Raw genomic sequence first — 24,816 nt, 5'->3', positions numbered from 1 at the left:
CATCGCAGAGCCGCGCCAGGGAGGCTCCGAACGCAGAGGTCAGCTTATTATAGGAGGGTCGCGTGGTGTTCTGACGCGTCGGCGGATCGACGATCTCGATCTGATACTCGGTACCTGATCGTAGGTATGTTTCCCTAGTTGGCGAGGAAGCGTCACTCCCGGAAGAAGGATCATCTCTCGTCATCACTTTCGGGAACACGGCAACACCATGGCCGCAGGCCGCGATTTCATTGTAGTTCTTGTCGGCGACGCCGGCCTGCGGACGAGCCTGATCGCGCGCCTGGGCATGACCGGCAGGACCGTGGTGACGGCACACGATCGCACGGAGCTGGCGCGGTGGCGCGAACTGGACAGAGGGTCCACATTGATCATCGACGCAGGCTTGCTGCCGAGCGACAAGCCGGTGAACGCCGAGAACCTGCGCGCCTATGTCTGGTCGGGGCGGATCTTCGTGATTGGCGGCGACAGGTTCGACGACGCGAGCAATCCGCCTGTTCGCTTCGTCAATCCAGCAACCGCCACGGTGGACATCATGACGAACCTGGCGAGCTGCCCCTAAGAGCTCATCAGGGTCGGCGGATGAGGCTTCAGGGGTCCGGGAACATGCCCGCTGCGAATGCCACTCTCAGCGCTTCGGACAGGCTTCGCACTTCCAGCTTTTGCATGAGATTGGCGCGATAGATCTCGACCGTACGGGGGCTGAGATCCAGTTCGAATGCGATCACCTTGTTCGAACGACCTTCTATCAGGCCCTTCAGGACGTCGCATTCGCGCGGTGACAGCATGGCGATGCGCGCCGCCGCTCGGTCGGCGCGTCCGGATACCGCGCATTGCTGTTCGTGGTGAAGGAACGCGGACTCCACGAGCTGCAGAAGAACGCCCGGATCATAGGGCTTTTCGAGAAAGTCCATCGCGCCGGCCTTCATCGCCTGAACGGCCATCTCGATATTGCCCTGTCCTGTCAGGATGATCGCGACAAAGCGACTGCCATAGGGACGAAGCGCGCGCAGTACGTCCAACCCGTTGCTGCCGGGCATGTTGAAGTCGAGCAGCAGGACGCCGGGATCCAGTTCCTCGACCTGCTCGAGAAAGGCGTCGCCTGAACGAAAGCTCCTGATCAGAAGGTTCTTGCGAACGGAGAGCAAACTCTGGAGCGAGGCGCGAACGGGATCATCGTCGTCCACGATGTAGATGGTACGCATCACGAAAGCTCAAGCTCCCTTTCATCGATCATCGGCAGGGTGAAGCGGAACCGTGCTCCGCCCTGTGGCAAGTTTTCTCCGACCAGTTCGCCGCCATGCGATTCCACGATCCGGCGGCAGATCGACAGGCCGATGCCCATGCCGGCTTCCCCCTTGGTGGAGGAGAAAGGCGTGTACATCTGATCCAGGAATGCCGGGCTGAGGCCGGGCCCGTTGTCGCAGACCGCGATCTCCAGCGTCTCCGGGTCGACCACCCTGCTTTGCACGAGAATGGTCATGTTCTCGGTATTCGCGCTGCGCATCGCTTCCAGTGCGTTGCGCAGGAGGTTGACCAGGACCTGCTGCACCTGAACCCGGTCGGCGAACATCAGAGCGGCCGCGGGGTCGAGATCGTACCGGACGTTCACGTCGAGCTGCTTCTGCCCGACGAGCACCAGCGCCATGGCGTCCTGCAGCGTTTCCTCTACCGGCTCCGCGCGCACCTCGGCATCATGCCGGGCGACGAAATCGCGCAAGCGGCGAATGATCTCGCCAGCGCGAAGCGCCTGGCTTCGGGCAAGCTCCAGCATTTCCTCAACCGATTGCGGCTCGGCGCCCTCCTTCAGCAGCAGCGAAGCCGTCGCTACGAAGTTCACGGAGGCGGCCAGCGGCTGATTGAGCTCATGCGCGAGCCCCGCGGCCATCTCGCCCATCGCTCCCAGGCGGGACAGGTGGGTCAGTTCGGATCGGAGGGTGTTGAGCCGCTCCTCGTGTTCGAGGCGCTGGCTGATGTCGCGGATGAAGCCGGTGAAGAGGCGCTCACCGGCCGTGTTCGCCTCGCCAACGCGCAGCTCGACAGGGATTTCGCGCCCATCGGCCGCCCGTGCCGTCAGCAGGCGCGTCCGCCCGATCACCCGCTTTTCGCCGGTCGCCAGATAGCGACCCATATAGCCGTCGTGCTGACCGGTATGCTCCTCCGGGGTGAGGAGGGACACGTTGCGGCCGATCACCTCCTGCGCGGTATAGCTGAACAGCTGCTCCGCCGTCCGGCTGAACGACAGGATCTGGCCGGATTCGTTGATAACGACCATGGCATCCGGCACCGTTTCGAGAATGGAGAGAAGCTGTGCCTCGCGGGCCTGCAGCCGCGCCTCGCGCTCGTTACGGTCGGTCACATCCACGTTGACGCCGGTGATGCGGATCAACTCGCCATCCTCATCATAGGAAGCGAGGGCAGAGCCTTCCACCGTCATAAGCCTGCCGCTGCCTTGCGTCAGGCGAAACCGGAATGCGAACCGTGGCGCCCGCGTACGGGCAACCTCCTCCAACTGTTCGTTGATCCTGAGGATATCGTCAGGATGGATGAGCCGCTGCCAGCGACGGTAGTCCCGCAGATCGCCCGGCTGCAGCCCCAGCCGATGCTCTGCCCCGGCCGACCAGTCGATCGCGCCGCTTTTCACGTCATAGTCGAAAATCGCGATGCCATGCGTTTCCAGCGCCATGGCCAGCCGCGCCTCGCTTTCCCGCAGCGCATCCTCAAACAATGTCCGCTCGGTGATGTCGACCATCGACATGACCAGCACCGGATCCTTGCCGTGCCGGTCCAGCCGGCACACTTGCTGAAGCACGCGCAGTGTGCGTCCGTCGCGGGTGAACTCGACCAGTTCGGCATTGGCGAGTGGCGCGGCGACCGCGGGATCCAGCGAAACGGAGCGGAGCAGGCTGTGCTTGCTTCGTCCGATCGCCTCTTCCGCAGTCCAGCCGTAGAGATCCTGGCATCCCCGGGACCAATGCAGGATGCGGCCTTCCAGATCGGTGAGGATCACCGCCACCGTGTCCAGCGCGTAGCTCATCTCCAGAAACGCGGCACGGCCGCGAACCAGCATGGTGGAGGACCAGAACAGAAGGCCGCCGACGACCAGCATGTTGAGCCCGGCGACGAGGAAGGTGGCGGGCAGGCCCGGCATCGCGCCCGATCGCGCAACCCAATATTCCAGCGTCGAGAAGAGAATGGGGGCGGTGAGGATGACCGGAAAGGCGTGCCGCAGGATCCGCCACTCGGCCCCCTCGCTGTTCATCAGATCAGCCCAGCCGGACTCCGCTTTCCAGGCCAGCAGCCCGATCGACATGGCCGCCGTGCTCAGCGCCGCAGGAAGCGATCCGATGAGCGGGGTCGATCCAGGGTCGATCGCGCGAATGCCCTGCACGTTGAGGGAGGCTGAAAGCGCGCCATAGGCAAGGGTCAGCGAAGCGATCACGCTCATGACCCGGCCGCTCTTCTTTCCGCGAACATTCGCCAGAGCGATGCTTGCGGAAAGAAGAAGAAAGGTAATCGCGGCGTGGTGGCCGGGGCGGCCGGCGTTCGGTATTCCGGAACGGAGAAGCTGATCGCGGAGGAGAAGAAGATCAAAGCCGGACTGAACGTCCAGCAGATGTTCGGCCAACGCAAAGAGGCCAAGGGCAGCCGGAACGCTGGCCAATGCAAAGGCGAGCCGGTGACTGCCCCTGATCGTTGCGAGCAGGCCAAACGAAAGCGCGATATAGCCGACGCTGGTCAGCGGCCATGTCGGCCGGGCATCGACGATGAAGCGCGTCAGAGAAGGATGGTTCAGCATCCATCCGAGCAAAGGAACACTCGCGAGTGCGACCGTCACTCCAATGCAGACCATCGCGGTCAGATAGCTGCGGTAAGTGGCCGATGCGGAACCATCCTGTATGAAAGTGCCGGCGACTGTCATGCCAGCGCTTTCATCTGAAACAGGCCATGTTTTTCAAGAATCCAGTCGGGGCGGCGTAATTGTGAACGTGATCGTGAGATCATGTATATGACATTGAAAACAGCGCGCATAATATGGCTGTAGAAGTACATCAAAAGTTTACGCGAGGTAAACAAAACCGATTTGAAACTACGACAAATCACTGACTATACGTTGGTAGAGCTTATTTCATTCAGTGCAGGCGGACAGCGCCGCGACGATCAAATTCACGGGCGTGAGCGACCGCAATGTTCAATTCGGCATATAGCCGATCCCATAGAGGTGCTGGTATTTCGAACCGCTCCTCCGCCGCGTCGGTGAGCCGGAGCGATGGTGCGGGCTGGTGATCGAGCTGAACGCGAACAGGGTAAGCGCCTGTCACGACCTCCTCCGCCAGCTCGCGATCACCGCTTAGCCGCGCGGACATGATGTAGGCGGACAGGATCTCCGCCCCATAGGCGTCCAGCACGACGCGCGGCCGACCCCGTCGATCGGCTCGTTCCAAGGTGACGAGCCCGCCGAAAGCGTTCCGCTCCACGCCGATCCGGACGCGTGAACCGAGCCCGTCGATGATGTCTCTTACCCTTGCACCCACCATGCTTCTCCGAGCCTGACGACGATATGGAATTGCTGTTCGCAGCCACCATGGGCAGCCAGAGTTTGGCTCCGGATCGGAGCAAAAATACCGACGAAAAAGCCGGGGCAGGACACCCACCCCGGCTTTCGTCGTCGATCCCGCCCAAGGAAGTAGGCGAGGCCGCTGCCCTTAACGGAACAGCGACGTGATCGACTGCGGCGCCTGATTCGCAATCGACAGGGCCTGAACGCCCAGCTGCTGCTTCACCTGCAGCGCCTGGAGCTTCGCGGACTCCTTGGCCAGGTCGGCGTCGACAAGGTTGCCAACGCCTGCCTCGATGACGTCGGACAGCTTGCTGTTGAACTGCATCTGACCGTCGATCTTGCGCGAAGCCGAACCCAGCGAGCTGAGGCTCGTGCTCACTTCGCTGGCAAAGGTGTCGATGAGACCCTTCAGCGTGTCGGCGGCAGCGCCGTCCGCCAGCGTGATGGCCGCACCGGCGGCACCCAGAGCAGTGGTGGACTTCGTGGTGAAATCCTGATTGGCCACTTCAAGAGTGCCGGTCGTCGAGGTCGAGCCCATCGACTGCAGCGCCGAGACCTTGCCGGTGGTGCCGGTGTCGGTCTTCAGCAGGTTCGTGCCGTTGAAGCCGGAGGAGTCGATGATCGTGTTGACCTGCTCCTTGAGCGCAGTCAGGTCCTTCGCGATCGCCGTACGGCTATTGGCATCAATGCCAGTATCCGACGCTTCCTTCGCCTTCGCCTTCATCTGGTTGAGAAGGTCGGAGACCTGCTCGGCACCAGCGACCGCCACGTCAGTCGTGCTCTTGGCACGGCTGAGCGACGAGCCGACGGCCTTCAACTCGCCCATGTCGCCACGCAGCTTCTGCGCGATGGTGTACTTGGCCGAATCGTCCTTGGCGGAGGCGACATCGAGGCCGGTGTTGATCCGGCTCTGCGTGGTCGCCAGGCCGCGGTTGGTTTCGGACAGGCTCTGAAGAGCCGCCATCGCGCCGACGTTGGTGTTAACGGACATACCCATGAGAAATTCCTTCTGGAAGTAGCGGCCGCTTCTGCAGCCCGGGCCAGATCGCTGGCCCCCGACTTGCCGCAACAGCGCGGCTCGCCCTCTATTCTGGAACGGAATTCGGCACCGCGGACGCACTTCCGCATCTTTTTTCGTGTCGAAGGAGGCAGGCTGGTATTTTCTGCGTGCGGTCCGCAAAGAGAAAGGCCGCCGCTCTCCTGACGAGAGCGACGGCCTCTATTTGACGGATGTTGGTCGCTTAGAACGGGAACAGCGCGTCGTAGATCTGCTGGCCCCAACGTGCCTGTTGCGCATCGGTCAACTGCCCGCGACCACCATAGCTGATGCGTGCTTCGGCGATCTGGGAGTGGCGAATACTATTGTCACGAGCGATATCCTCCGGCCGGACGACGCCACTCACGATCAGCTCGCGCATCTCGAAGTTCACCCGCACCTCCTGGCGGCCGCGTACCATGAGGTTACCGTTCGGCAGCACATCCGTGACGACGGCGGCGAGCGTCATGTTGATCGTCTCGCTACGGCTGCTCGTCCCGCTGCCGCTGTTCTGCGAGGTCGAGTTCGACTTGACGAGGCTGGAAGGATCATTGTCGCCGGGAAGAACCTTGGTGATCAGGTTCTCGACCCCAAGCAGGGCGGCGACGCCGCTGTTTTCCGATCCGGTCCGCGAGCGCGAGGTGTTGTTGCCGATGTCCGCCTTGTCAGCGATGTTCACGCGGATTGTCAGGATGTCTCCCACGCGCGCCGCGCGCTGGTCTCGGAAGAAGGCGCCGGCTCCCGTGCGAAACAGTGATGCGCTCTGCGCCGGCGGGGCTGCCGCAACCATCGCCGGGGCAGACGCGCCGATGCTACGGTCGGGAGCCGTGCGCGTGCCGATGGACCGTTCCAGATAGGGCGCAGTCATCGGTTCGGCTGCGGTGAACTTGGGTGCGCGGCCGACATTGGCGAGGCGACCGGCTGCACCGCAGCCCGAAAGCGTGCTGGCAGCAGCCAGCAACAGCAGGACGTTGGTCTTCATCTTGGAATCTCCAGACGATCAGGGTGCGACGACGCGCACGGTGCCGCTCTTCTCGACGATTGCGTCGAGCGTACGGCTGGTGGAAAGGGCGACGACGCGAACGAGATCGCCAGCACCGCCGCTAGACAGCGCCTTGCCCTGCGTGGTGATGACGAGCGCGCCCTGGCGAACGGCAATCACGACCGGCTCGCCGCGCTTCACCAAGCGGGGCGAGGCGATGTCCGTCGCCTTCACCACCGTGCCGGCAGGAAGGTTGCGCAGCGCTTCCTTCCCTTGCGCATCGCGGACGGCGATGGCGCCGCGTGCCTGCACCATGGGGCGCGGCTCGGAGGAGAAGTCAGTCGCGTCCAGCAGCTCGCCGCGGGTGATGGCGCGGGCGAGCACCGGCACGTCGATGGCTTCGGCCGCGGCCAGCGGGGCGGCGGCGGCGATCCAGAGGCCACCTAGCCCGATCGCGCCGAGCAGCGCGCGCGCGACGTTCATCGCAGCTGGCTGGTGGTCGCCAGCATCTCATCGGCCGTCTTCACGACGCGGCTGTTCATTTCATAGGCGCGCTGCGCGGTGATCAGCGCGGTGATCTCCGACACAGGATTGACGTTCGACGCCTCGATGAAGCCCTGGGTCAGCATGCCAAGGCCTGGCTCCCCAGGGTTGGCGATGGTCGCCTGTCCCGATGCCGCCGTCTCGAGGAACAGATTGCCGCCCTGCGCCTCCAGCCCGGCTTCATTGACGAATGTCGCGAGCTGAAGCTGCCCCACAGTCTGCATCTCCGGCGAGCCGGCGACCTTAACCTGAACCTCGCCGGTCTTCGAAATGACGACATCCACCGCTTCCTGCGGAACGGTGATGCCCGGCTGCACCGGATAGCCATCCGCCGTGACGAGCTCGCCCTGGTCCGACAGCTGAAAGGAGCCGTCGCGCGTATAAGCGGTCTCTCCACTGGGCATCGTGACCTGAAAATATCCACGGCCCTGCACCGCAACGTCGTAGCGATTGTCGGTCTGCTGAAGGGCGCCCTGCTCGCTGATCCGATAAATGCCGCCGGTCTTCACGCCGGCGCCGATCTGAATGCCGGTCGGTACCTTTGTTTCGCCGCCGGTGGCCGCGCCGGGACGCGAGACATTCTGGTATAGCAGGTCCTGGAACTCGGCGCGCTGACGCTTGTACGCGGTCGTGTTCATGTTGGCGATGTTGTGGGAAATGACGTCGACGTTGGTCTGCTGCGCGAGCATGCCCGTGCCGGCAGTCGAGAGAGATCGCATGGTGGTTCTTTCGGTTGAATGTTAGGGATCAGCTGGCGCGGCCGAGCTTGTCGATGGCAGTCTTGCGCATGTCGTTGAGTGCCTCGGACATGCGCATGCTGGTCTGGTAGGCGCGCAGGATCTCGACCATCGACGTGGTCTCCACGATGGCCTGGACATTGGAGCCCTCGACCCCGCCCGTCTTCAGCTTCGTTTCGGCCGCAGGCAGCTCACGTGCGCCATCACCGGTCATCATGCCGTCGCCGCGCGGGCTCAGCGCCCGCTCGTCCTCGAAGACTGTCACGGCGATGCGCCCCAGCGGACCATCCGGGCCGATCACGCTGCCATCGGCGCCATGCGTGAGCCGGCCTTGCATCTCGGGCGGAATGTTGATCGGGTTGCCGCCTTCGCCAAGAATGCGCTGCCCCCCGGCAGTCGCGAGATCGCCGCTTTCCAGCACCTTGACGAACCCGGCGCGGGTATAAGCGGTGTCTCCCTCCGGCGTTTCGACCGCCAGATAGCCTGGGCCATCGATCATCAGGTCCAGCGGGTTGCCCGTAGGCTGAAAGCTGCCTGCGGCGGTGTCGTGAATGGCACCGAAATCGAGCACGAAGCTGGTGTTCCGTGCGGCCTTTACATCCGTGTCGCCGGTTGGCTCGACATATTCGCGGAACACCGGCTGTTCGCGCTTGAAGCCCACCGTGCTCATGTTCGCCATGTTGTTGGCCGCAACGTCCAGCCGGCGTCGCAACGCCTGCTCATGGCTCAACAAAACATAGGAGGAGATATCCATCTCTCGCCCTTTGAAAAAAGCTGCATGATCCTGCCGCTCGGCAAAAATTGCCGGGCCACCGTCCTATAATAGAAGGGAAATCGCTGGCCGGGCTCGGACGGCGCGGAAATCACGAGGATCAGCACGTGTCGATAAAAGCCAAGGAAGAGGCGACTGTTGTTGCGTCGGAAACGTCCGGCAGGTTCGGCAAGAAGAAGATCATCATTGCTGCGGCTGGCGCGTTTCTTTTGCTCGGCGGTGGTGGCGGCGCTTACGCCGTGATGGGTGGCAGCGCGCAGGCGGAGGGGCATGGCGAGCAAGCCGCCGCTGCCGATCACGCTGAGGCAGGCGACGGCGAGAGCGAAAGCGCCGAAGCCGAGTTCGTCGACGTGCCACCAATGGTGGTGAACCTGCGCAGCGCCGATGGTGCGGCCCGCTTCATCAAGCTTCATTTCATGCTGGTGCCTGCCAGCGCCGACAAGGCGGAAGGCATCAAGATCAAGCTGCCGCTGATCCTGGATGCCTATCAGCCTTTCCTGCGGGAACTAAGACCAGAGGATCTGGCAGGGTCAGCCGCCGTATATCGCATCAAGGAAGAGATGCTGGTCCGCGCTGGCGACGTGCTGGGGCGGGGGCAGGTGAAGGACGTCCTGATCCAGGATCTGATCCAGCAATGAGCGGGGAATTCCAGGAGCTGGACGACTTCGATCTGCCCGAGCCGCCCGTGCTGGCGCCAGAGGGCGACCTGGCCTTCGATCAGGCCGGCATCGATGCACTCTTCGGTGACGTGGGGCAGCCGGTCGCGCCAAAAAGCGGGCTGAAGGCGGTGATCGAGTCCAATATCATCAGCCACGAACGGCTGCCGATGCTGGAAGTCGTTTATGATCGCATGATCCGCAGCTTCGCCACCTCCATGCGGAGCCTGACGACGGATGCGATCGATGTGAGCATCGATGAGATCACGTCGATCCGCTTCGGCGACTTCATGAATCGCGTGGCGCTGCCCGCGATGATCGGGGTCTTCCGCGTGGAGGAATGGGAGAATTACGGCCTGATCACGGTCGATTCCGGCCTGATCTATGCGGTGGTGGATGCGTTGCTGGGCGGCCGTCAGGGCGGCGCTTCGCCGGTGATCGATGGACGGGGCTTCACCACCATCGAGACCAATCTGGTGTCGCGCATGCTGCAGCTCGCGCTGTCGGACATGAGCGCATCGATGCAGCCGATCACGCCGAACACCATGAAGCTGGAGCGGATCGAAACCAGCCCGCGCTTCGCGGCAATCGCCGGGCCAACCAACATCTGCACCGTGGCGACCTTCCGCGTCGACATGGAAGGGCGCGGGGGCCGCTTCAGCGTGCTGCTGCCCTATGCGACGATCGAACCGGTGCGGCACAAGCTGGGCCAACGTTTCATGGGCGAGAAGCTGGGCCGCGACAACATCTGGGAAGCGCACATGGCATCCGCGATGCGGCAGACCGAGCTGCAGATCGACGTGGTCCTTGGCGAAACCATAATGGAGCTGGCCGGGGTGCGCGGCCTGAAGATCGGCCAGACGATCGCGCTCCACAAGGCCCCGGGTGAACCGCTTGAACTTCAATGCGGCGGCATTCCGCTCGCCCGCGCCCATGTCGGGCAGCGGTGCAACAATGTCGCAATCCGACTGGTGACGGACATAGCCAAGGGTTTTCGGAAATGAGCTTTCAGATTCTGACCAGCGTTGCCACCATGATCTTCTGCTCGGCCGTGCTGGTGCAAAGCGTGCGCATGATGCGCAGCTTGCGGGCGGTGAAGGAAGGCGCGCTGACCGAAGTCGTCAGCGCGCTGGACAAGTCCACGGCCCAGGCGCGTGTCGTCCTGTCCGAGCTTCGCGAAACGCTGCACGATTGTGCGGCAAGCGGGCGGGCACTGGCGAACGGCAAGGAGATTGCCGAGGAGCTGAGCGTGATGATCGGGATCGCCAACGCCTCTGCCGAACGGCTGGTCGAAGCAGCGGGTGCGGCCAATGCCACGCGTGAGCAGGCCGAGGTGGCGGCGTGATCGGTAAGCCATCGATGCTGATGATGACAGCGGCAGCCGCATCTTTCTCGACATTCGCGCAGGGCGTGAGCATCGCGTCTGAGGTGACGGCGCCAAAGACACGGCTTGGATCCGCCATCACCCAGGATATGGGCCGGCGCGATCAGGATGCGGCGCGACGCGCGCGTACGCTGGACCTGAGGGAAAAAGCGGCGCGCGCCACCGAGGAACGGATCAAGGCCGATCTGGCGCAGCGTGAGCAGGCCAAAAGTGCGGCTGCCGCTGCGCCGGCGGAGGCGAAGGGCGCAAGTGAGGCCGACCAGTTCGAGGAACTCGCCCGCATTTACCAGGCGATGAAGCCCGCCAAGGCGGCGATCGTGTTTGAGCAGCTTGAAATGGACGTCCAGATGAAGGTCGCGCAGAAGATGCGCGAGCGCTCGACCGCGATGATCCTCGCCAGCATGACCCCGAAGGGGGCGGCCGCGCTGAGCATGGCGCTGGCGCGTCGCGGTGCGCCGGCCAGGTCACTCACTCGACCAATGACGGGGTCGCAGTCGCCGCGGAGCGCCATGCGCTGACTGCGGTTGTGCGGTGGAGGTGCAGGCGCGGCTGTCTATGTGGAGCCCGGACCTTCTAAACGTGAGATCAAGCGGGTCGGATCGTGCCCTTAGTGGACGCGTAATCCAGGGCGCGTCGTTCGCAAGGGACATATCGCCGTGAGGCCGCTTTTCCGTTGCAATGGCTGATGCCAGTGCCGACAGAGACGAAGCCCGGCGCGGTCGGCCGATGCGTAATCGGGCAGCGGTTTGCGAGATGGTCGATACGACACAAGGCAGGCACCGTCGCTCGCGACGGGAGCTCTGCGGCGCGGGGGGCAGCCGGCCCGCGTCTCGCCGGAGGGTGTGGCGCTGAAGCTCGGTTCATTGTGGGGGGATTGGAGCGTTACGCCCGGGATCATGCCCGCGCCATGAGCTCGCGAGGCTTTGCGGGAAAGCCGGAATAGCAGACCTGGCCAGCCGTTCTGGCCAGCCGTCCCGCGTCTCTACTGCTGGCTTCAGAACCGCTTGGAACGCCTCATTGCTCCGCAAAGGACATGAGGATGAGCAGCGCCATGGTCGCGAGCCATGTGACAAGGCCCGCGATCGCATTGCCCCGAACAGTGCCGCCAAACTGACGTTGCAAATAGGGGAAGCTGAATACAGCGCTCCACAGCAACGCTGCGCCCATTGCTAGCCCTATCCACGTCATCGCCAGCACATAGCCGCACCCATGAAGGGAGCGACGGAAATCCACTTTGCGATGTGAGCGGTCAACCGCTGCGCCGCGCGTCGCGGCCGTGGTTGAAGGTTGGGTCTCGGCTCACGGGCGCCGATCAGCGCGCGCTCAGTTGAGCGTTTCGCTGATCAGGGCCGGGCACGCCTGCACCAGGCCGGCTTCGATTCCGTCGCCGACGTTTTCCATCGTCTCCGGCGTGATCGCCACGACAGTGGTCAACTGGTTGTGCGCGGCATGCGCGTCGGGGACGATGGTGACGGTCGGCTGCGCCGGGACGCGCGTGGTGCGGCGGCGCTGCGGAAGCTTGCGGCCAAGGTCGGATGCAAAGTGCGGCTCGGCCGCGGCAAGATCCGCGATCGTCTTGGCGGCACGCTTCGCCGTCTGCCGGAGACGCTCCTTGGCGATGCCGAACTCCTGCTCGAGATCATCGAGACACGTGTCGTCGAAGATGCGGCGCTCGACGAGGTGCACGTGTTCGGCGAGCTTAGCTTCCATCTCCGCGATGTCGGCGGGATCGACGCCGTCGTTCTTCGCCTTGAAACGCGGACGGGAAGGATCGTGGGCAACCGCCGCAGGACGCTTCGCGCGGGCGGCGCGCTTGAGCTGATCCATGCCGACCTGACGGAGATGATCGACATAGCGGCCGATCAGAGCCGAGCGCAGATCGCCGGCCAGATGATCCGATGCAGCGCTCTCGGTGAGCGACAGCGCGTTTTCATCCTCGATCATGCTTTCCAGCGAGGCCTCTTCGCCCTCCGCACCAATCGAAAGGGCGTGCAGCGAGACAGTGGTTGCCTCCACCTTCTTCGCCGAGGGACGCTGGTCGATCATCAGGCGGAAACGCAGGCTCTGCAGCTCACCGCGCAGCTGCCAGTTCACGAAAGTGGTGAACTGCGCCTTGGCGGGATCATAAGCTTCAATGGCGCGATGCACCGCGATGGCGCAGCACTGCTCCGCGTCGTCCCAATGTGCCACGAGGCCATATTGGCGGATAAAGTGGCGGATGCGCGGCGCGATCAGCTTCAGAATGTCGGCGAAGGCGCGGTCGACATTTGCCCGCTGACGCGCGGTGGGGCGAACATCCTTGGGCGAGTTCGCGATAACGGTGGCGACGGCAGCTTCCAGCGCGATCGTGATCTTGGACATCGTAAGCATCTTCCCTTGGTGAGCGCCCCGGCCCGTGCCGTCGCTCCGTTGTGGGAGTGCTTTTGCCGCCAAAGGTGTTAACGCCGATAAACCTTCGACGTAGGTATAAAACATTATGAGCTAAGGAGATATACTTATAACTGCCCGTTTCGAACGTGAGAAGAAGATGCGTCCGATTGCTCTAGAATAGTTGTAGCACAATTTAAGACGCGGAGTTCAGGGACTGCTTCGAAAGTCAGTATTGTATTTCTACGTAGCCCGTTCGATGCCCACGCCAATTGCGCCAGGGTGGGGAATCACGCGGCGAAGCGATCAGGCCGCACGTTGCGATCCACATAGGCCAGCAGCCACTGGCGATGTGCGGCGGTGGCGCAGCCGGCAGCGGCGATCTGCTGCCCTGCCTTGCCACGTCCGATCTGAGCGTTGAGGAGCGTCGCCGCGCGACCCGGGTTGAGCCCGTCCTTCATGAACTTGATAGCATCGCCAAGGCCGAGGTGATGACCCATATAGGCGGCCTTGGCGATGTCCTTGGCGTTGCCGCCGGTCGCCACACCAGCACGGCGCAGACCGTCCAGGTTTTTGCGCGCATAGTCTGCGATGGAGTTGATGGACGCTTCGGCGTCGTAGCGGAGCGACAGGAGCTGGGAGCGGCAGCCGGCCATCACCTGGCCGCGGTCGTTCAGCCAGCCTCGCGCGCGCGCGACGTCGTTCAGCCAGGTTCCCTTGCTTTCCGCCATATGCTCCCAGGTGCCGCTCAGGAACTGACCCAGACCGGCGGCGCTGGAGCGCGGATTGCGGGAATAGCATTGCCAGGCGCCGTCCCGGCCCTTGCCCGCTTCGGCATTGACGATCGCCGCCAGGGCAGTCGCGGGCAATCCGGTGCGAGCCGCCGCGCGTTGCAGCGCCGGGAGGTGCCGGGCGTTTGCGCCAAGGCCGGCGGAGCAGATCTCCGGGCCCTTTTCCGTTGCCAGAAGATCGGTGCGAGGGGACTCCAGGACCTTGTTTCGGAAGGTGAAGCCGGTCGCGCTGGGCGCGGAGGCGGGCTTCCCCTCGAACATCGCGAGCAGGGAGTCGAGCCCCAGGCTGGTCGGCGCCTTGGTTTCGCCGCCCAGAGCCGGCCGATCGGTGTCGCCCAGCGCGGCGCGCCACAGACGGTCGGAGATGGCGGACCGCGCTTCGCCGTAGATCAGCTCAGCCTTCTGCGGGGCGGACATCTGCCGCAGATCAAGTTGAGAGATCATGCCGCGTCTCCAGCGGATGAAGAAAGGGGCGGGCGGCGCGCGTGGCGAAGCTGCCGTGCGATCCGAGCCGACGCGAAATCGTCGATGCGTGCCTGATCGGCGTTGGCGAGGGCGCGGGTCGCATTCTCGCGATAGTCATCCGCCGCCGTTTCGACGGCACGCAGCGAGCCATAGCTTTCGACGGCCTTGTCCCGCAGCGCGGCCAGCCGGGTGCTGGCCGCGGCGGCATCATGCGCGAGGCGCTTTCGCTCCGCCCGGGCGCGGCTGAAATAGGCGGTCGCGGGCATCGACCAGTCGCTGGATGCCAGCATCTGCTCGCTTCCAATCGACGCCGTGATCGCCGCGCGGTGCCGCTCGAGATGGGCAAGCTGATCGGCCGCGACGCCGATCGAAGCGCGCATGTCATCCATTTCGCGCTGCAAGACGCGAAGGGCGGGGTCATAGGGGGTCTTCATTCACCTGGCTTCATCATCTCGGCGAGCGCCGCGAAGGACGCCGCGCATTCGCCCCGATCCTGCTTGCCCTGTTTCAGCAGCGCCTCGATCTCGGGCGCGAGGCGGATCGCATCATCCACTTCCGGATTGGATCCGGCCTTGTACGCGCCTAGGCGGAACAGTTCCTCCACGTCGGCATAAGTAGACAGGATACGCCGGGCGCCGAGGCGAACAGCGTTCTCCGCCTCCGTCTGGCAATGCGGCAGCGTACGCGAGACCGACTTCAACAGATCGATTGCGGGATAGCGGCCGCGTTCCGCGATGCGCCGGGTGATCACCACATGGCCATCCAGGATGCCGCGCACCGCATCGGCAACGGGCTCGTTATGGTCATCACCGTCCACCAGCACGGTGAACAGTCCAGTGATGGAGCCTTGCCCCGGCAGGCCAGGACCGGCCCGCTCCAGCAAGCGCGGCAGTTCGGCGAAGACGGTCGGCGTATAGCCCTTTGCTGCCGGCGGCTCGCCGCTGGCGAGGCCGATCTCACGTTGCGCCATGGCAAAGCGGGTCACGGAGTCCATCAGGCACAAGACATTCAGGCCCTGATCCCGGAAATGTTCGGCGATCGCCAGCGTCGTCCAGGCGGCCTGGCGACGCATCAGCGCCGGCTCGTCCGAGGTGGCGACCACGACCACGCTGCGCGCGAGCCCCTCCGCGCCGAGATCGTCCTCGACGAATTCCTGAACCTCGCGTCCGCGTTCGCCGATCAGGCCGATCACGGCCACGTCGCAGGCCGTCCAGCGCGCCAGCATCGACAGGAGAACTGACTTGCCGACGCCGGAGCCGGCGAACAGGCCGAGCCGTTGTCCGCGACAGAGCGGCACGAACACGTCAAGGGCGCGCACGCCTGTTTCGATCCGCTCGCCGACTCGAGCGCGGCTTGCCGCAGGGGGAGGGGCGGCCTTGATCGGGCGCGGGTCGGCGCCTGGCGCCAGCGGCCCCTTGCCGTCTAGGGGTTGGCCCAGACCATCCACCATGCGGCCGAGCCATCCAGCGCTCGGGCGAATGGCGAACTGGCCTGCGGCAAGCTCAGCGCGGGCCCCGGAAGCGACGCCCTGGGGATCGCTGAACGGCAAGCATTGGGCAAGCGCGTGATCTAGGCCGGTCACTTCGGTGTCGATCAGCCCGGCGGGCGTGGAAATCGCCACGCGGGATCCGATCTGCGCCGCCCCGCGCAGCCCTTCCACCTCGATCAGCGCGCCGCGTGCCGCAACGACGCGGCCATATCGCCGCTCAAGCGGCAGATCGCGGATCGCACGGGCGGCGGAGGCGAGCGTCTGCACGTCGGACCCTCAGGCGGCCAGCGGATCGCGGGAAAGTGCGGTGGCTTCGTAGCTGAGCAGGCCGCGGCACTCCTCCAGCGCACGATAGAAATCGGACATCGCCACCTTGCGCGCGAAGCTGGCGCAGGCCGCCTTGGCCTCCGGCGCTTCGAGCAGATCACTCAGCAGAGCAAGGATCTGATCCCGGTACAGGTCGATCTGTTCCGGCTGGATATAGGCCATCATGCAAGCGAAATAGAGCTTGCGCGCCGGGGTGGTCGCCTCATCCGGGCTCATCACCTCACGACCGCGCAAGATCGCCACGTGATTTTCCACGTGCACCTCGGTGCGACCAACAGAGCGCACGACTGCACCATTGATGACAAGCTTCTCGCCATCCCGCAGCGTGATCTTCAGCGACATTGAGCAATCCTTTCCGGCTGTGCCAGAATTATAGAAAGGCAAGCCTGACGGCGGGCACCTAGCCCGGCAAAAATTGCCGGCTGCAGTATTTCTCCGGAGCCGAGGCCGGACCGCGCAACATCATCCTATGATGGCAGGAGCAGGCATCCGGGAAGCCGATGCCATTCCTGCGGGAGATTGAAGTTGAGCCTTTATTCCGCTCTTTATTCGGGCGTTTCCGGTCTGAGCGCCGAAGCCAGTGCGATGGCTGGCGTTGCCGACAACATCACCAACATCAACACGATCGGCTACAAGGGCGTCGAAACCCAGTTCCGCACGCTGGTGACCGACGGCAACGCGCGCAGCAATTACTCGGCGGGCGGCGTTGCCGCGGCGCCCCAGTCGCTGATCTCGAAGCAGGGGCTTTTGCAGGCATCAAGCAGCAACACCGACCTGGCGATCGAAGGCGGCGGCTTTTTCGTGACCCGCAGCGGCCCCGGCGCGAACAGCGAGACCGCCTTCACGCGCGCGGGATCGTTCAAGCCGGATGACGCCGGCTTTCTGCGCAACACGAGCGGCTATTACCTGCAGGGCTGGCGCCTGGATGCTACGGGCAATTACACCAACACCGGTAATCTGAACGCGCTGGAGCCAGTTCGCCTGAGCGAGCTGACCGGCACCGCCGCGCCGACGACCAAGATCCAGATGCGCGCCAACCTGGCTTCCACGCAGGAGGTTCATGCCGGTGGCTATGCGACTGGGGACATTGCATCGGGCGCAGTCACCCCGCACTTCTCCCGTTCGGTCGACATTTTCGATGCACAGGGGGGACCGCACCGGGTGACGCTGGGCTTCATCAAGAGCGGTCCGAACGAATGGCAGGCGGAAGTCTACTCGGATCCGGCGGCCGATGTGACGGCTGCTGGCGGCCTTCTGGCCAGCGGTACCATCCGCTTCAACGCCGACGGCAGCCTGGATCGCGCCGGATCGACGCCAGCGCTCTTCGACCAGATCACGCCGGGCTGGACCAATAGCGCCGGATCGGTGCCGATCTCGCTGGAGCTCGGCGCCGACGGCGGCCTGGACGGGCTGACCCAGTTCGGCAGCGAGTCCGCGCTGATCACGTCCGCCGTGGACGGCGGGCTGCTCGGCAACATCTCGTCGATCGACATTTCGTCGTCCGGCAAGGTCAGCGCGATCTTCGAAGATGGCACGGCGCGCGCGGTGTTTCAGTTGCCGCTTGCCACCTTCCCGAACCCGGACGGGCTGACCCGTCTGCCGGGCAACGGCTATGCCGTATCCGACGCGTCGGGCAATTTCGCGATCAACCCGCCGGGCACCTTCGGGTCGGGCAGCATCTCGGCGGGGGCGCTGGAAGCATCCAACGTCGACCTCGCAGCCGAGTTCACCAACATGATCCGGTTCCAGCGTGCCTATAGCGCGTCTTCCAAGATCATCACCACGGTGGACGACATGCTGCAGGAAGTCAGCAACCTGAAGCGTTGATCATCCTGGTTGGGCGGAGGTAGTCGGGCGTGTCACTAAGCGAAATACTTGGATCGGCTTTATCGGGGCTGGGCGTGTCCCAGGCCGCATTGCGGACCGTATCCAACAACGTCGCCAATGTGAGCACGCCTGGCTATGCCCGCCAACGCGTGGAAATCTCCACCGGCGTGACGGCGGGCAGTGTCAATGGCGTGATCGCGGGCGAACCGAGCCGGGTCGCCGACCGTTTCCTGGAAAGCACCGTGTATCGCCGCGCCGGCGACATGGGCCGGGCAGACGTGAGCGCAAGCTATCTTGATCGGCTGCAATCCCTGCTGGCGCACCTGGCGAGGCGTCGGGCCTCCCCGCGCGGCTCGACGCGATTGCGTCATCGGCGATCGCGATGACGGCGGCGCCCGGGTCGGTGGAAAGCGCAGCGGTGTTCACCTCCAACGTGGAGGACGCGATCACCACCCTGCAGCAGCTCGACAAGGACGTCGGCAGCCTGCGCGGTGACGTAGAGGCGGAGGTCGGCTATTCCATCGACCGGATCAACGGGCTTCTCAAACAGGTTCACGACCTGAACGAGAGCGTCGCGCGCCTGTCCGGCACGGGGCGCAGCGCTGCGGGCGTCGAGGACCAGCGGATGACCGCGCTGGAGGAGCTCAGCGCCCTGATGAATTTGACCGTTCGGCAGCAGCCCGACGGCCAGATGACGCTGGAAACCGCATCGGGCACCGTGCTGCTGGACAAGAGGCTCCGGCAGCTTTCCTATCCGATTGCCGGCGATGGCGTTTCGCAGCCGGTCTATCCGGTGATCGATGTGCGCTTCGCCGATGCCTCCGCCCAGCCAGGCGCCTCTACCGGCGAAAAGATTGATTCTCCCGCGGTTGGCGGGAAGCTTGGCGGTCTTCTCGACATGCGCGATCGGGCGCTGCCCGAGTTTTCCGAAAAGCTCGGGGCGCTGTTTGCCGGCATGGCAGAAACACTGAACGCGGTATCGAACGCCGGCACCACCGTGCCGCCGCCCGCGCGGCTCGACGGGCGTTCCACTGCCCTTGTTGGCAGTGACCGGGTGGGTTTCACAGGCGCTGCAATCTTTGCCGTCGCCAGCGCCGATGGCACACTGCTAGCCAACACGCGGATCGATTTCGGTGCGCTTGGGGCCGGTGCGAGCGTGGACGATGCGGTTGCCGCCATCAATGCCGGACTGGGCGGGAATGGCACAGCAAGCTTCGTGGACGGTATTCTGTCGATCCGGGCGAACGCCACCGGTGCCGGCATCGTGGTGGCGCAGGATGCCAACGCGCCGTCGTCGCGCGGCGGGCTGGGCTTCTCGCAATATTTCGGCCTCAACGACCTTGTCCGGAGCGAAGGCAACACACTTGGCCCTTCCGGCTTCGTCGCTGAAGATCCACATGGCTTCGGCCCCGGCGAGACGGCGGAGATCGTGCTGCGCGACTCCACTGGCCGGGTGCTGACCCGGCACACGCTGACCGGATCGGGCGGCTCGACCTTCGGCGATGTGCTGACGGAGCTGAACGCCAGCCCGCTTGGCCAGTTCGGCACCTTTGCGCTGGACGAGCGTGGCCGATTTCGGTTCGAGGCAGATCCTGCCGTGCCAGGCGCGACGCTTTCCATCCCGTCCGATTCCACCAATCGGCTTGGCACGGGGCATTCCTTCTCGGCGCTTTCGTCGCTCAGCGGGGCGGCAAGCGGGTTGGCAAGTGGCGAAGTCCGCCCAGAGATCCTCACCAATGCCGGCAAGCTGCCGCTTGCCTGTCTTCAGGCGGAGGCAAGTGTCGGTCAGAGGGCGCTCGGTGCGGCGGACATTCGCGGCGCGAGCGCCTTTGCCGAGCAGCTGGGAAAGGCGCAGGACCTCGGCAAGGACGGCGTGGTGACGCTTGATCGCTTCTCCAGCCTGCTGCTTGGCCGGGCGGGAACGCAGGCAGCGCAGGCGGCCAGCGCGCTGACCGCCGCTGCGACGCGCCGCGACGATGCCGTCAACCGCCGGGATAGCTATGCGGGCGTCAATATCGACGAGGAGCTGGCCCAAATGGTCGTGTTCCAGAACAGCTATTCCGCCGCCGCGCGCGTGATCACCACTGCCAGTGAGATGTACGACACGCTGCTCGGCATGATCCGCTGAGGATATCCTTCATGAACCGCGTCGCCACCATTCCGCTCCAGCGCACCATGTCGGACGCGATCCAGCGTTCGCAGCAGAAGCTGGCCGTCACCCAATTACAGCTCGCCTCCGGCAAGAAGGCCACCGATCTGGCGGCGCTTGGGCCCGAGGCAGTGCGTAACCTGTCCACTCGGACCTTGGTTGCCGCGCAGGAGGCGCATGGCGTGGTCACCACGCGGCTTTCCACCACGCTGTCATTCTATGACGCCAACATCAGCAGCATCGAAGAAGCCGGTCAGGCATTGTCCCAGAGCATCATGGAGGCCGTTGGCACCAACCAGAGCACGGGACTTAAGCAGGCGATCGAGGATGCCTTCACGCAGATCCGCACCGCGCTGAACGCCTCGCAGGGCGGTCTGCCGCTGTTTGCGGGATCGCAGACCGAGGAGCCCTTTCGCCCGAAGAATCTCAAGGAAGCGCTGTCGACACCGCTGCAGGACGCGTTTGGCAACGACGACGTGCGCGCCTCCGCCAGGGTCGCCGACAATCTCGACATGGAATATGGCGTGACGGCCAGGGACCTCGGCAGCGGATTGCTTCAGGCGTTTCGCACGCTTGCGGCCGCGGGAGAGATTGGCGACATGCCAACCGATCAGCAGCGCGCAGCACTCGATCAGGCGGGCGACGAACTGCGTTCGGCATTGTCGAGCGTGCGCGAGATCAACGGCGAAGTCGGGCGCAAGCAGGCGCAGGTCGAGACGCTGGGGGTGCGGGCAGAACAGCGTACCTTGCTGCTGAAGGACATCATCAGCCGGAACGAGGATGCCGATCTGGGTCAGGTGGCGATCAATCTGGCACAGGAGAAAGCGACGCTTCAGGCGAGCTATTTCGTGTTTGGCCAGCTTTGGCGAGCTGGGCGACCAGCAAGTCGCCTTCTGCGCCAGCGGGGGCGAGATCGCGGAAGTCCCAGTATAGTCCTGCGGCTTGCTCGATCGGCAGCCCGGTTCCCGGCGCCAGCGCGGCCGCCAAGCGGGCGCGCAGCGCCGGAAGCAGAGCGGCATTGGATCCCGAGAGCTCGAAATAGCGCACCAGGGTGGCTCCAGCTTCCAGCGAGCGCCGGAGGTCACGCCCCTGATCGCTGATCTGTGCGGTCAGGCGAAGCGCGCGTTCCTCGATCTCGCCACCACGCCAGGAAAAGCGAACACCGTCGAGCTTCCGAAGCGCCGTTGCGGCTGGCAGGGTCCTGTTGGCGACAGCGGCCTCGATCGCGCTCAATTTCGCGTCCATTCGCTCTTCGGCCGTGCCGCTTCTCTCCACCCGCGCAAGGCGGAGCCGTGCCGCCTGCGCCTCGTTCAGAGCCAGAAGGGCCTTGCCCCGCAGCAGATTGGCGGCGGCGAGCCGATCGGGCACCTGCTGCAACCAATTGAGCGCGAGAGCAGGCTTGCCGATCATGATTGCAGCCCGCGCGGCCGACAGCACGAAGGGCGCGCGAGACGCACCGGATCGCGCGTTCAGCGCCGGAAGGCTGCAGTTGAACTGGCGCATCGCTTCGTGCGGGAGATCGTGTTGGGCGAATGCGTGCATCCGCCACAGGCAAGCCTCGGGATTTTGCGTCAGCGCCTGCCCGGTCAGGGCGTCGAGCGCATCAATTCCGTGACCTGACAGCGAGAGAGCAATTCCGTGCGCCAGTTGATAGGCGGGGACCAGCGAGAGGTCGGGATCGTCCTGGTGCATGACCTCCAGCACGCCCAGCGCCTCGGGCCCGCGGTTCGCGGCCAGCAGGCTTCGCGCATAAGTCCATCGGGCGGACTGTCGATGATCGCGATCCGCCACCGCGAGGGTTGCCCAGGCCTGTTCGTCCGGGATGGCCGTCCAGGCATCTGGCCCGGACGGGACCGGCTGCTCGGCAAGGGCGGCGGCAAAGCCCGGCAGGCGGGCCGATGGCAGCGGCGGGGGCGATCCGGACACCGGCGATGGCGTCGACGTGGCGAGTTGTGGTGCCGGTGCCGCGCCCACGATCATCGCGGCGGCGGCCAGCAATGCGCCCCGCTTCATCAGATCAGCCTCGACACGGTGAGGCCAATGCCTCCGGCCGCGCAGCCAAGGATGAAAAGGAGGCCGAGCATCACCGACGATCTGCGCTTAGCCGACGGAGCGACCGCGTGAACGCCAGCCCCGGGATCAAGACTGCGGGTGCCTACGACGCCTTCGATGACGGCCGGTGCATCATCATGACGTCGCGCGGGAGCACGCGTCCCGCTGCTCACGACGCGGATGCGTTCTGGCTTCTGATCGTGGCTCAACATCGCCTCCGGTGCGCAAGTTTCCTCTATTATAGAGGGATGGCGCTTCGTTCCGCTGATCGGCGCCGCCACTTCTGGAGAAACCGCGTGGTGCGTATCCTGACGATTGCTGCTGTGGCCTCGCTTGCCTCTGCCGTTCCGGCGACCAACGCGCTTGCCTCGAGCAGCGGCAGTGGCGCGGGCGGGGGTGGGGCGGCCTTGCATCTCGTTTCGTTGGAGGAGATCCGGGTGCCGATCGTCGATGGCGCACGCGCGGACGGCATACTGCGCCTGACACTGGTGCTGGAGGCCAGCGATGCGACGTCTGCGGAGGCGCTAACCGCGAAGCTTCCGGTGGTGCGTGCATCGACGCTGGCGGCAGCACTGGAATTCGGGCGCCTTTATGCCTCCCCGATGATGCCGGTGAACGTCGAACAGCTTGCCGGCGATCTCCAGAAAGCGCTGCAGCGCGAAGCCGGCGTTCAGCGCGTGCTGGTGACGCAAGTGGCGGCGACAAGGATGTGATCCGAGGCGCAATGCCGCTGTAAAACGAAGGCGCGGCGATCTCCCCGATCACCGCGCCCTTTCTCTGCTGGTTCGAGCCGAGACTATCACTCGTCCGGCTGTGCGACCTTCACCAGCGAGGAAGCGGGCAGCTCGATGCCGTTGACGCCCAGGTTGATGACCCCGGACGCGGTCGTCACTTCCCGCACCTTGCCGATGCTGTTGACGTTCACCTTCACGTCGTTGCCGGCATTGTCCCTGCCGAGGAGGGCGAGCGCATACTGGCCTTCCGGCAGCTTCGCCCCCGTTGTCGCATTGCCATCCCAGCTGAAGCGGCCGCTCTTCTCCTCGACGGTGATCGTGCGCGTGTCCACGACCTTGCCGGATCCATCGCTGATCGTCGCGACCAAGGAGGTAATCGGCCGCTCGGCCTGGTAGCTCCAGGCGGCCGGCGTGGCGGCGGTCAGTCCGGATTGCGCCGAGGCGAACACGACGTCACGGCCGATCAGGCTTGATGCTTGCGCCATGTCCTGGGTGCTGAGGCTCGACAGGATGCTCTTCAGCGTCTCCGTCTGCTGGATCGTTTGTTCGACCTGCGAATATTGCACCAGCTGCTGGGTGTATTCGGACGTTTCCATGGGATCGAGCGGATCCTGGTTCTGCATCTGCGTCGTAAGCAGTTTCAGGAACATGTTGAAATCGGCAGACGATTTGGCCAGCGCCGCGCTCTGAGCGGCGGCCGGCAAGGTGGCGTTGGTGGAGGCGATGCTGGTCATGGGCTGTATCCTCAAGCCATCAAGTTGATGCGTCCGGCGGTCCGGAGCGGGTGATAAGCGGCTTCCTGAACGAAGACCGCGCCCTTGGTTCCGTCGGTGAAGTCGCCGGCCTGCTGGCGCTGCTGCTGCTGCTGCTGACGCTGCCAGAAGCCTTGGGCTTCGCCATTCCCGGCGCGGGTGTCGAAGCGAAAACTCTGCTGATCGGTGCGGACACCGGCGTCGGTCATCGCTCGGTTAAGGTCGGCCGTGTCACGGCGGAGCAGGTCGAGCGCGTCTGCGCGATCGGCGGCGACCACCGCACGCAGCGTCCCGCCCTCGTCGAATGCCATGCGCACTTCGATCTTGCCGAACTCGCCGGGATTGAGGCGGATGGTAAGCTCTTCGCCCCCGTTCGTGATCCGCCTTGCGATGGCGACTCCAATGTCGCGGCCAATCTGATCGGTGCGGGCGTCAACCGCCGGCTCTGCCGATAAGCGCGGAGCGGCGGTGATTGCTGGGAGCGTCTTGCTGGCCTCCGGCGCAGCAGCGGGCGCCTGCACGGATTGTGTGAAGCTGCCCTCCGTCACGGGTGTGGCGGTGTCGCCAGCGACCGCTTGCCGGGCGTCGAACGTAGTGGCAGGCGTGCCGGCGGTGATCGGCGCAGAGCGCAGGTCGGGGGTATCAGCCGCTCCATCACCCCGCGACGGTACGGTTTCTCCGACCGCCCGCGTCATCGGGTCGGCGATCGCATCGGGCGCGGGTGGCGCGACATCAAGGTGCAGCGCGCGAGCGCCAATGGGGAGGGGAGCGGTCGTGGCCTGTTCGGGCAGGTTCAGCGGAGATGTCAGCAGCGCTTCCTTACCTTCGGGCTCCTCACGCGTCTGTTCGCGAGACGCAGGCTCGGAGGCGATGGCGGCGGCGGGAAGGTGGCCAAGTGGCCCTTCGCTCGCTGACGATGCTGCGGGCGCCAACCTGACTTGCTGCTCCACGGCTGCCATCGACCGCATGGGGTGGGCGCGAGGCAGCACCGACTCTGTCGTTCTGGCTTTCACGCCGCGGCGATCGATGCCGGGTGCGTCGCGCTCCCTGCGCGGTTGCCCGGTGGTGACGGTCACATCCTCGGAAACGGCTGGCGCCTCCGTGAGGCGAAGATCCGCGTCGGGCTCGACCCGGCAAGGCACTTGGCCGCCGGGCGCGGGTATGGTGTTAATGAGGCAGGGTCCCTCTGTGGCGG

General features: G+C 64.7%; 26 protein-coding genes. 10 read left to right on the top strand and 16 right to left on the bottom strand.

From position 1 onward, the window contains the following. The first annotated feature begins 208 nt into the window (after positions 1 to 208). Complete coding sequence (locus AX702_RS12470; protein WP_066780001.1) at positions 209 to 559, top strand: hypothetical protein; 351 nt, start codon at positions 209 to 211, stop codon at positions 557 to 559. Positions 560 to 587: 28 nt separating this feature from the next. On the opposite strand, the gene AX702_RS12465 is transcribed toward AX702_RS12470, so the two are convergent. The 8 genes from AX702_RS12465 to AX702_RS12430 form a co-directional block, all read right to left on the bottom strand. After that, positions 588 to 1,202, bottom strand: coding sequence for a response regulator (locus AX702_RS12465; protein WP_066779999.1), 615 nt, complete (start codon positions 1,200 to 1,202; stop codon positions 588 to 590). Then, a complete protein-coding gene (locus AX702_RS12460; protein ID WP_066779997.1) occupies positions 1,202 to 3,919 on the bottom strand; it encodes a PAS domain-containing sensor histidine kinase in 2,718 nt (905 codons plus the stop codon). The genes AX702_RS12465 and AX702_RS12460 overlap by 1 nt, the downstream gene beginning before the upstream one ends. 211 nt (positions 3,920 to 4,130) lie before the next feature. Beyond that, positions 4,131 to 4,532 (bottom strand): hypothetical protein, encoded by a 402-nt coding sequence (locus AX702_RS12455; protein WP_231731837.1) that lies wholly within the window; start codon positions 4,530 to 4,532, stop codon positions 4,131 to 4,133. A gap of 171 nt (positions 4,533 to 4,703) precedes the next feature. Beyond that, a complete protein-coding gene (locus AX702_RS12450; RefSeq protein WP_066779995.1) occupies positions 4,704 to 5,555 on the bottom strand; it encodes a flagellin N-terminal helical domain-containing protein in 852 nt (283 codons plus the stop codon). 244 nt (positions 5,556 to 5,799) lie between these two features. Continuing rightward, on the bottom strand, positions 5,800 to 6,576 hold the full coding sequence (gene flgH / locus AX702_RS12445; protein WP_066779993.1) for a flagellar basal body L-ring protein FlgH: 777 nt from the start codon (positions 6,574 to 6,576) through the stop codon (positions 5,800 to 5,802). 18 nt (positions 6,577 to 6,594) lie between these two features. Next, positions 6,595 to 7,059 carry a flagellar basal body P-ring formation chaperone FlgA gene (gene flgA, locus AX702_RS12440; protein ID WP_066779991.1) on the bottom strand — a complete coding sequence of 155 codons (465 nt, stop codon included), beginning with the start codon at positions 7,057 to 7,059 and terminating at the stop codon, positions 6,595 to 6,597. Then, positions 7,056 to 7,838, bottom strand: coding sequence for a flagellar basal-body rod protein FlgG (gene flgG, locus AX702_RS12435; RefSeq protein WP_066779989.1), 783 nt, complete (start codon positions 7,836 to 7,838; stop codon positions 7,056 to 7,058). The genes flgA and flgG overlap by 4 nt, the downstream gene beginning before the upstream one ends. 28 nt (positions 7,839 to 7,866) lie before the next feature. Beyond that, on the bottom strand, positions 7,867 to 8,610 hold the full coding sequence (locus tag AX702_RS12430) for a flagellar hook-basal body complex protein (RefSeq protein WP_066779986.1): 744 nt from the start codon (positions 8,608 to 8,610) through the stop codon (positions 7,867 to 7,869). 131 nt (positions 8,611 to 8,741) lie between these two features. On the opposite strand from AX702_RS12430, the gene AX702_RS12425 reads away from it, so the two are divergent. The 4 genes from AX702_RS12425 to AX702_RS12410 all read left to right on the top strand — a co-directional run bounded on the left by AX702_RS12425 (position 8,742) and on the right by AX702_RS12410 (position 11,186). Beyond that, positions 8,742 to 9,266, top strand: coding sequence for a flagellar basal body-associated FliL family protein (locus AX702_RS12425; protein WP_066780016.1), 525 nt, complete (start codon positions 8,742 to 8,744; stop codon positions 9,264 to 9,266). Beyond that, complete coding sequence (fliM, locus tag AX702_RS12420) at positions 9,263 to 10,288, top strand: flagellar motor switch protein FliM (RefSeq protein WP_066779984.1); 1,026 nt, start codon at positions 9,263 to 9,265, stop codon at positions 10,286 to 10,288. The genes AX702_RS12425 and fliM overlap by 4 nt, the downstream gene beginning before the upstream one ends. After that, positions 10,285 to 10,629, top strand: a complete 345-nt coding sequence (locus AX702_RS12415; RefSeq protein WP_066779982.1) for a DUF6468 domain-containing protein — start codon at positions 10,285 to 10,287, stop codon at positions 10,627 to 10,629. Before fliM ends, AX702_RS12415 begins: the two co-directional genes overlap by 4 nt. Before the next feature lie 65 nt (positions 10,630 to 10,694). Continuing rightward, positions 10,695 to 11,186 (top strand): MotE family protein, encoded by a 492-nt coding sequence (locus AX702_RS12410; RefSeq protein ID WP_331710399.1) that lies wholly within the window; start codon positions 10,695 to 10,697, stop codon positions 11,184 to 11,186. 496 nt (positions 11,187 to 11,682) lie between these two features. On the opposite strand, the gene AX702_RS22095 is transcribed toward AX702_RS12410, so the two are convergent. The 6 genes from AX702_RS22095 to AX702_RS12385 all read right to left on the bottom strand — a co-directional run bounded on the left by AX702_RS22095 (position 11,683) and on the right by AX702_RS12385 (position 16,449). Then, positions 11,683 to 11,835 (bottom strand): hypothetical protein, encoded by a 153-nt coding sequence (locus AX702_RS22095; protein WP_156455475.1) that lies wholly within the window; start codon positions 11,833 to 11,835, stop codon positions 11,683 to 11,685. Between the two features lie 156 nt (positions 11,836 to 11,991). Beyond that, complete coding sequence (locus tag AX702_RS12405; RefSeq protein ID WP_066779978.1) at positions 11,992 to 13,029, bottom strand: RNA polymerase subunit sigma-70; 1,038 nt, start codon at positions 13,027 to 13,029, stop codon at positions 11,992 to 11,994. 296 nt (positions 13,030 to 13,325) lie between these two features. After that, the gene (locus tag AX702_RS12400; protein ID WP_066779976.1) at positions 13,326 to 14,270 is read right to left on the bottom strand and encodes a hypothetical protein; all 945 of its coding nucleotides are present in this window, start codon (positions 14,268 to 14,270) and stop codon (positions 13,326 to 13,328) included. After that, positions 14,267 to 14,725 carry a hypothetical protein gene (locus AX702_RS12395; RefSeq protein WP_066779974.1) on the bottom strand — a complete coding sequence of 153 codons (459 nt, stop codon included), beginning with the start codon at positions 14,723 to 14,725 and terminating at the stop codon, positions 14,267 to 14,269. The genes AX702_RS12400 and AX702_RS12395 overlap by 4 nt, the downstream gene beginning before the upstream one ends. Next, a complete protein-coding gene (fliI, locus tag AX702_RS12390; RefSeq protein WP_066779973.1) occupies positions 14,722 to 16,047 on the bottom strand; it encodes a flagellar protein export ATPase FliI in 1,326 nt (441 codons plus the stop codon). Before fliI ends, AX702_RS12395 begins: the two co-directional genes overlap by 4 nt. A 9-nt stretch (positions 16,048 to 16,056) precedes the next feature. Then, positions 16,057 to 16,449, bottom strand: coding sequence for a flagellar biosynthesis repressor FlbT (locus AX702_RS12385; RefSeq protein ID WP_066779971.1), 393 nt, complete (start codon positions 16,447 to 16,449; stop codon positions 16,057 to 16,059). A gap of 183 nt (positions 16,450 to 16,632) precedes the next feature. On the opposite strand from AX702_RS12385, the gene AX702_RS12380 reads away from it, so the two are divergent. The 5 genes from AX702_RS12380 (at position 16,633) to AX702_RS22915 (ending at position 22,848) form a co-directional block, all read left to right on the top strand. After that, positions 16,633 to 17,934, top strand: coding sequence for a flagellar hook protein FlgE (locus AX702_RS12380; RefSeq protein ID WP_082746236.1), 1,302 nt, complete (start codon positions 16,633 to 16,635; stop codon positions 17,932 to 17,934). A gap of 74 nt (positions 17,935 to 18,008) precedes the next feature. Further along, on the top strand, positions 18,009 to 18,320 hold the full coding sequence (locus AX702_RS23875) for a flagellar basal body protein (RefSeq protein ID WP_331710398.1): 312 nt from the start codon (positions 18,009 to 18,011) through the stop codon (positions 18,318 to 18,320). Then, entirely contained in the window at positions 18,317 to 20,062 is a 1,746-nt protein-coding gene (locus AX702_RS12375) for a FlgK family flagellar hook-associated protein (RefSeq protein WP_331710397.1), read from the top strand. Before AX702_RS23875 ends, AX702_RS12375 begins: the two co-directional genes overlap by 4 nt. 11 nt (positions 20,063 to 20,073) lie before the next feature. Continuing rightward, positions 20,074 to 21,183, top strand: coding sequence for a flagellin (locus AX702_RS12370; RefSeq protein ID WP_156455474.1), 1,110 nt, complete (start codon positions 20,074 to 20,076; stop codon positions 21,181 to 21,183). A 1,020-nt stretch (positions 21,184 to 22,203) separates the two neighbouring features. Further along, positions 22,204 to 22,848: a flagellar basal body-associated FliL family protein gene (locus AX702_RS22915; protein WP_066779963.1), complete on the top strand. Its 645-nt coding sequence runs from the start codon at positions 22,204 to 22,206 to the stop codon at positions 22,846 to 22,848. Positions 22,849 to 22,934: 86 nt separating this feature from the next. Here the strand turns inward: AX702_RS22915 and AX702_RS12350 are convergent, their stop codons facing one another. Then, a complete protein-coding gene (locus AX702_RS12350; protein WP_066779962.1) occupies positions 22,935 to 23,603 on the bottom strand; it encodes a flagellar hook assembly protein FlgD in 669 nt (222 codons plus the stop codon). A gap of 11 nt (positions 23,604 to 23,614) precedes the next feature. Next, a partial coding sequence (locus AX702_RS12345) for a flagellar hook-length control protein FliK (protein WP_231731835.1) occupies positions 23,615 to 24,816 on the bottom strand: 1,202 nt, incomplete at its 5' end.

It is taken from the genome of Sphingomonas sp. CCH5-D11 (assembly GCF_001557395.1).
In the GTDB taxonomy this organism is placed as follows: domain Bacteria; phylum Pseudomonadota; class Alphaproteobacteria; order Sphingomonadales; family Sphingomonadaceae; genus Sphingomonas.
Note: the sequence above shows the minus strand (reverse complement) of the source record. Positions and strands in the feature narration are given on the sequence as shown.

Bases quoted from the DNA above. Each gene is read 5' to 3' on its own strand.
- AX702_RS12470 (WP_066780001.1), top strand. From the start codon at position 209: ATGGCCGCAGGCCGCGATTTCATTGTAGTTCTTGTCGGCGACGCCGGC.
- AX702_RS12465 (WP_066779999.1), bottom strand. From the start codon at position 1,202: ATGCGTACCATCTACATCGTGGACGACGATGATCCCGTTCGCGCCTCG.
- AX702_RS12460 (WP_066779997.1), bottom strand. From the start codon at position 3,919: ATGACAGTCGCCGGCACTTTCATACAGGATGGTTCCGCATCGGCCACT.
- AX702_RS12450 (WP_066779995.1), bottom strand. From the start codon at position 5,555: ATGGGTATGTCCGTTAACACCAACGTCGGCGCGATGGCGGCTCTTCAG.
- flgH (WP_066779993.1), bottom strand. From the start codon at position 6,576: ATGAAGACCAACGTCCTGCTGTTGCTGGCTGCTGCCAGCACGCTTTCG.
- flgA (WP_066779991.1), bottom strand. From the start codon at position 7,059: ATGAACGTCGCGCGCGCGCTGCTCGGCGCGATCGGGCTAGGTGGCCTC.
- flgG (WP_066779989.1), bottom strand. From the start codon at position 7,838: ATGCGATCTCTCTCGACTGCCGGCACGGGCATGCTCGCGCAGCAGACC.
- AX702_RS12430 (WP_066779986.1), bottom strand. From the start codon at position 8,610: ATGGATATCTCCTCCTATGTTTTGTTGAGCCATGAGCAGGCGTTGCGA.
- fliM (WP_066779984.1), top strand. From the start codon at position 9,263: ATGAGCGGGGAATTCCAGGAGCTGGACGACTTCGATCTGCCCGAGCCG.
- AX702_RS12415 (WP_066779982.1), top strand. From the start codon at position 10,285: ATGAGCTTTCAGATTCTGACCAGCGTTGCCACCATGATCTTCTGCTCG.
- AX702_RS22095 (WP_156455475.1), bottom strand. From the start codon at position 11,835: ATGGGCGCAGCGTTGCTGTGGAGCGCTGTATTCAGCTTCCCCTATTTG.
- AX702_RS12405 (WP_066779978.1), bottom strand. From the start codon at position 13,029: ATGTCCAAGATCACGATCGCGCTGGAAGCTGCCGTCGCCACCGTTATC.
- AX702_RS12400 (WP_066779976.1), bottom strand. From the start codon at position 14,270: ATGATCTCTCAACTTGATCTGCGGCAGATGTCCGCCCCGCAGAAGGCT.
- AX702_RS12395 (WP_066779974.1), bottom strand. From the start codon at position 14,725: ATGAAGACCCCCTATGACCCCGCCCTTCGCGTCTTGCAGCGCGAAATG.
- AX702_RS12385 (WP_066779971.1), bottom strand. From the start codon at position 16,449: ATGTCGCTGAAGATCACGCTGCGGGATGGCGAGAAGCTTGTCATCAAT.
- AX702_RS12375 (WP_331710397.1), top strand. From the start codon at position 18,317: ATGACGGCGGCGCCCGGGTCGGTGGAAAGCGCAGCGGTGTTCACCTCC.
- AX702_RS12370 (WP_156455474.1), top strand. From the start codon at position 20,074: ATGAACCGCGTCGCCACCATTCCGCTCCAGCGCACCATGTCGGACGCG.
- AX702_RS12350 (WP_066779962.1), bottom strand. From the start codon at position 23,603: ATGACCAGCATCGCCTCCACCAACGCCACCTTGCCGGCCGCCGCTCAG.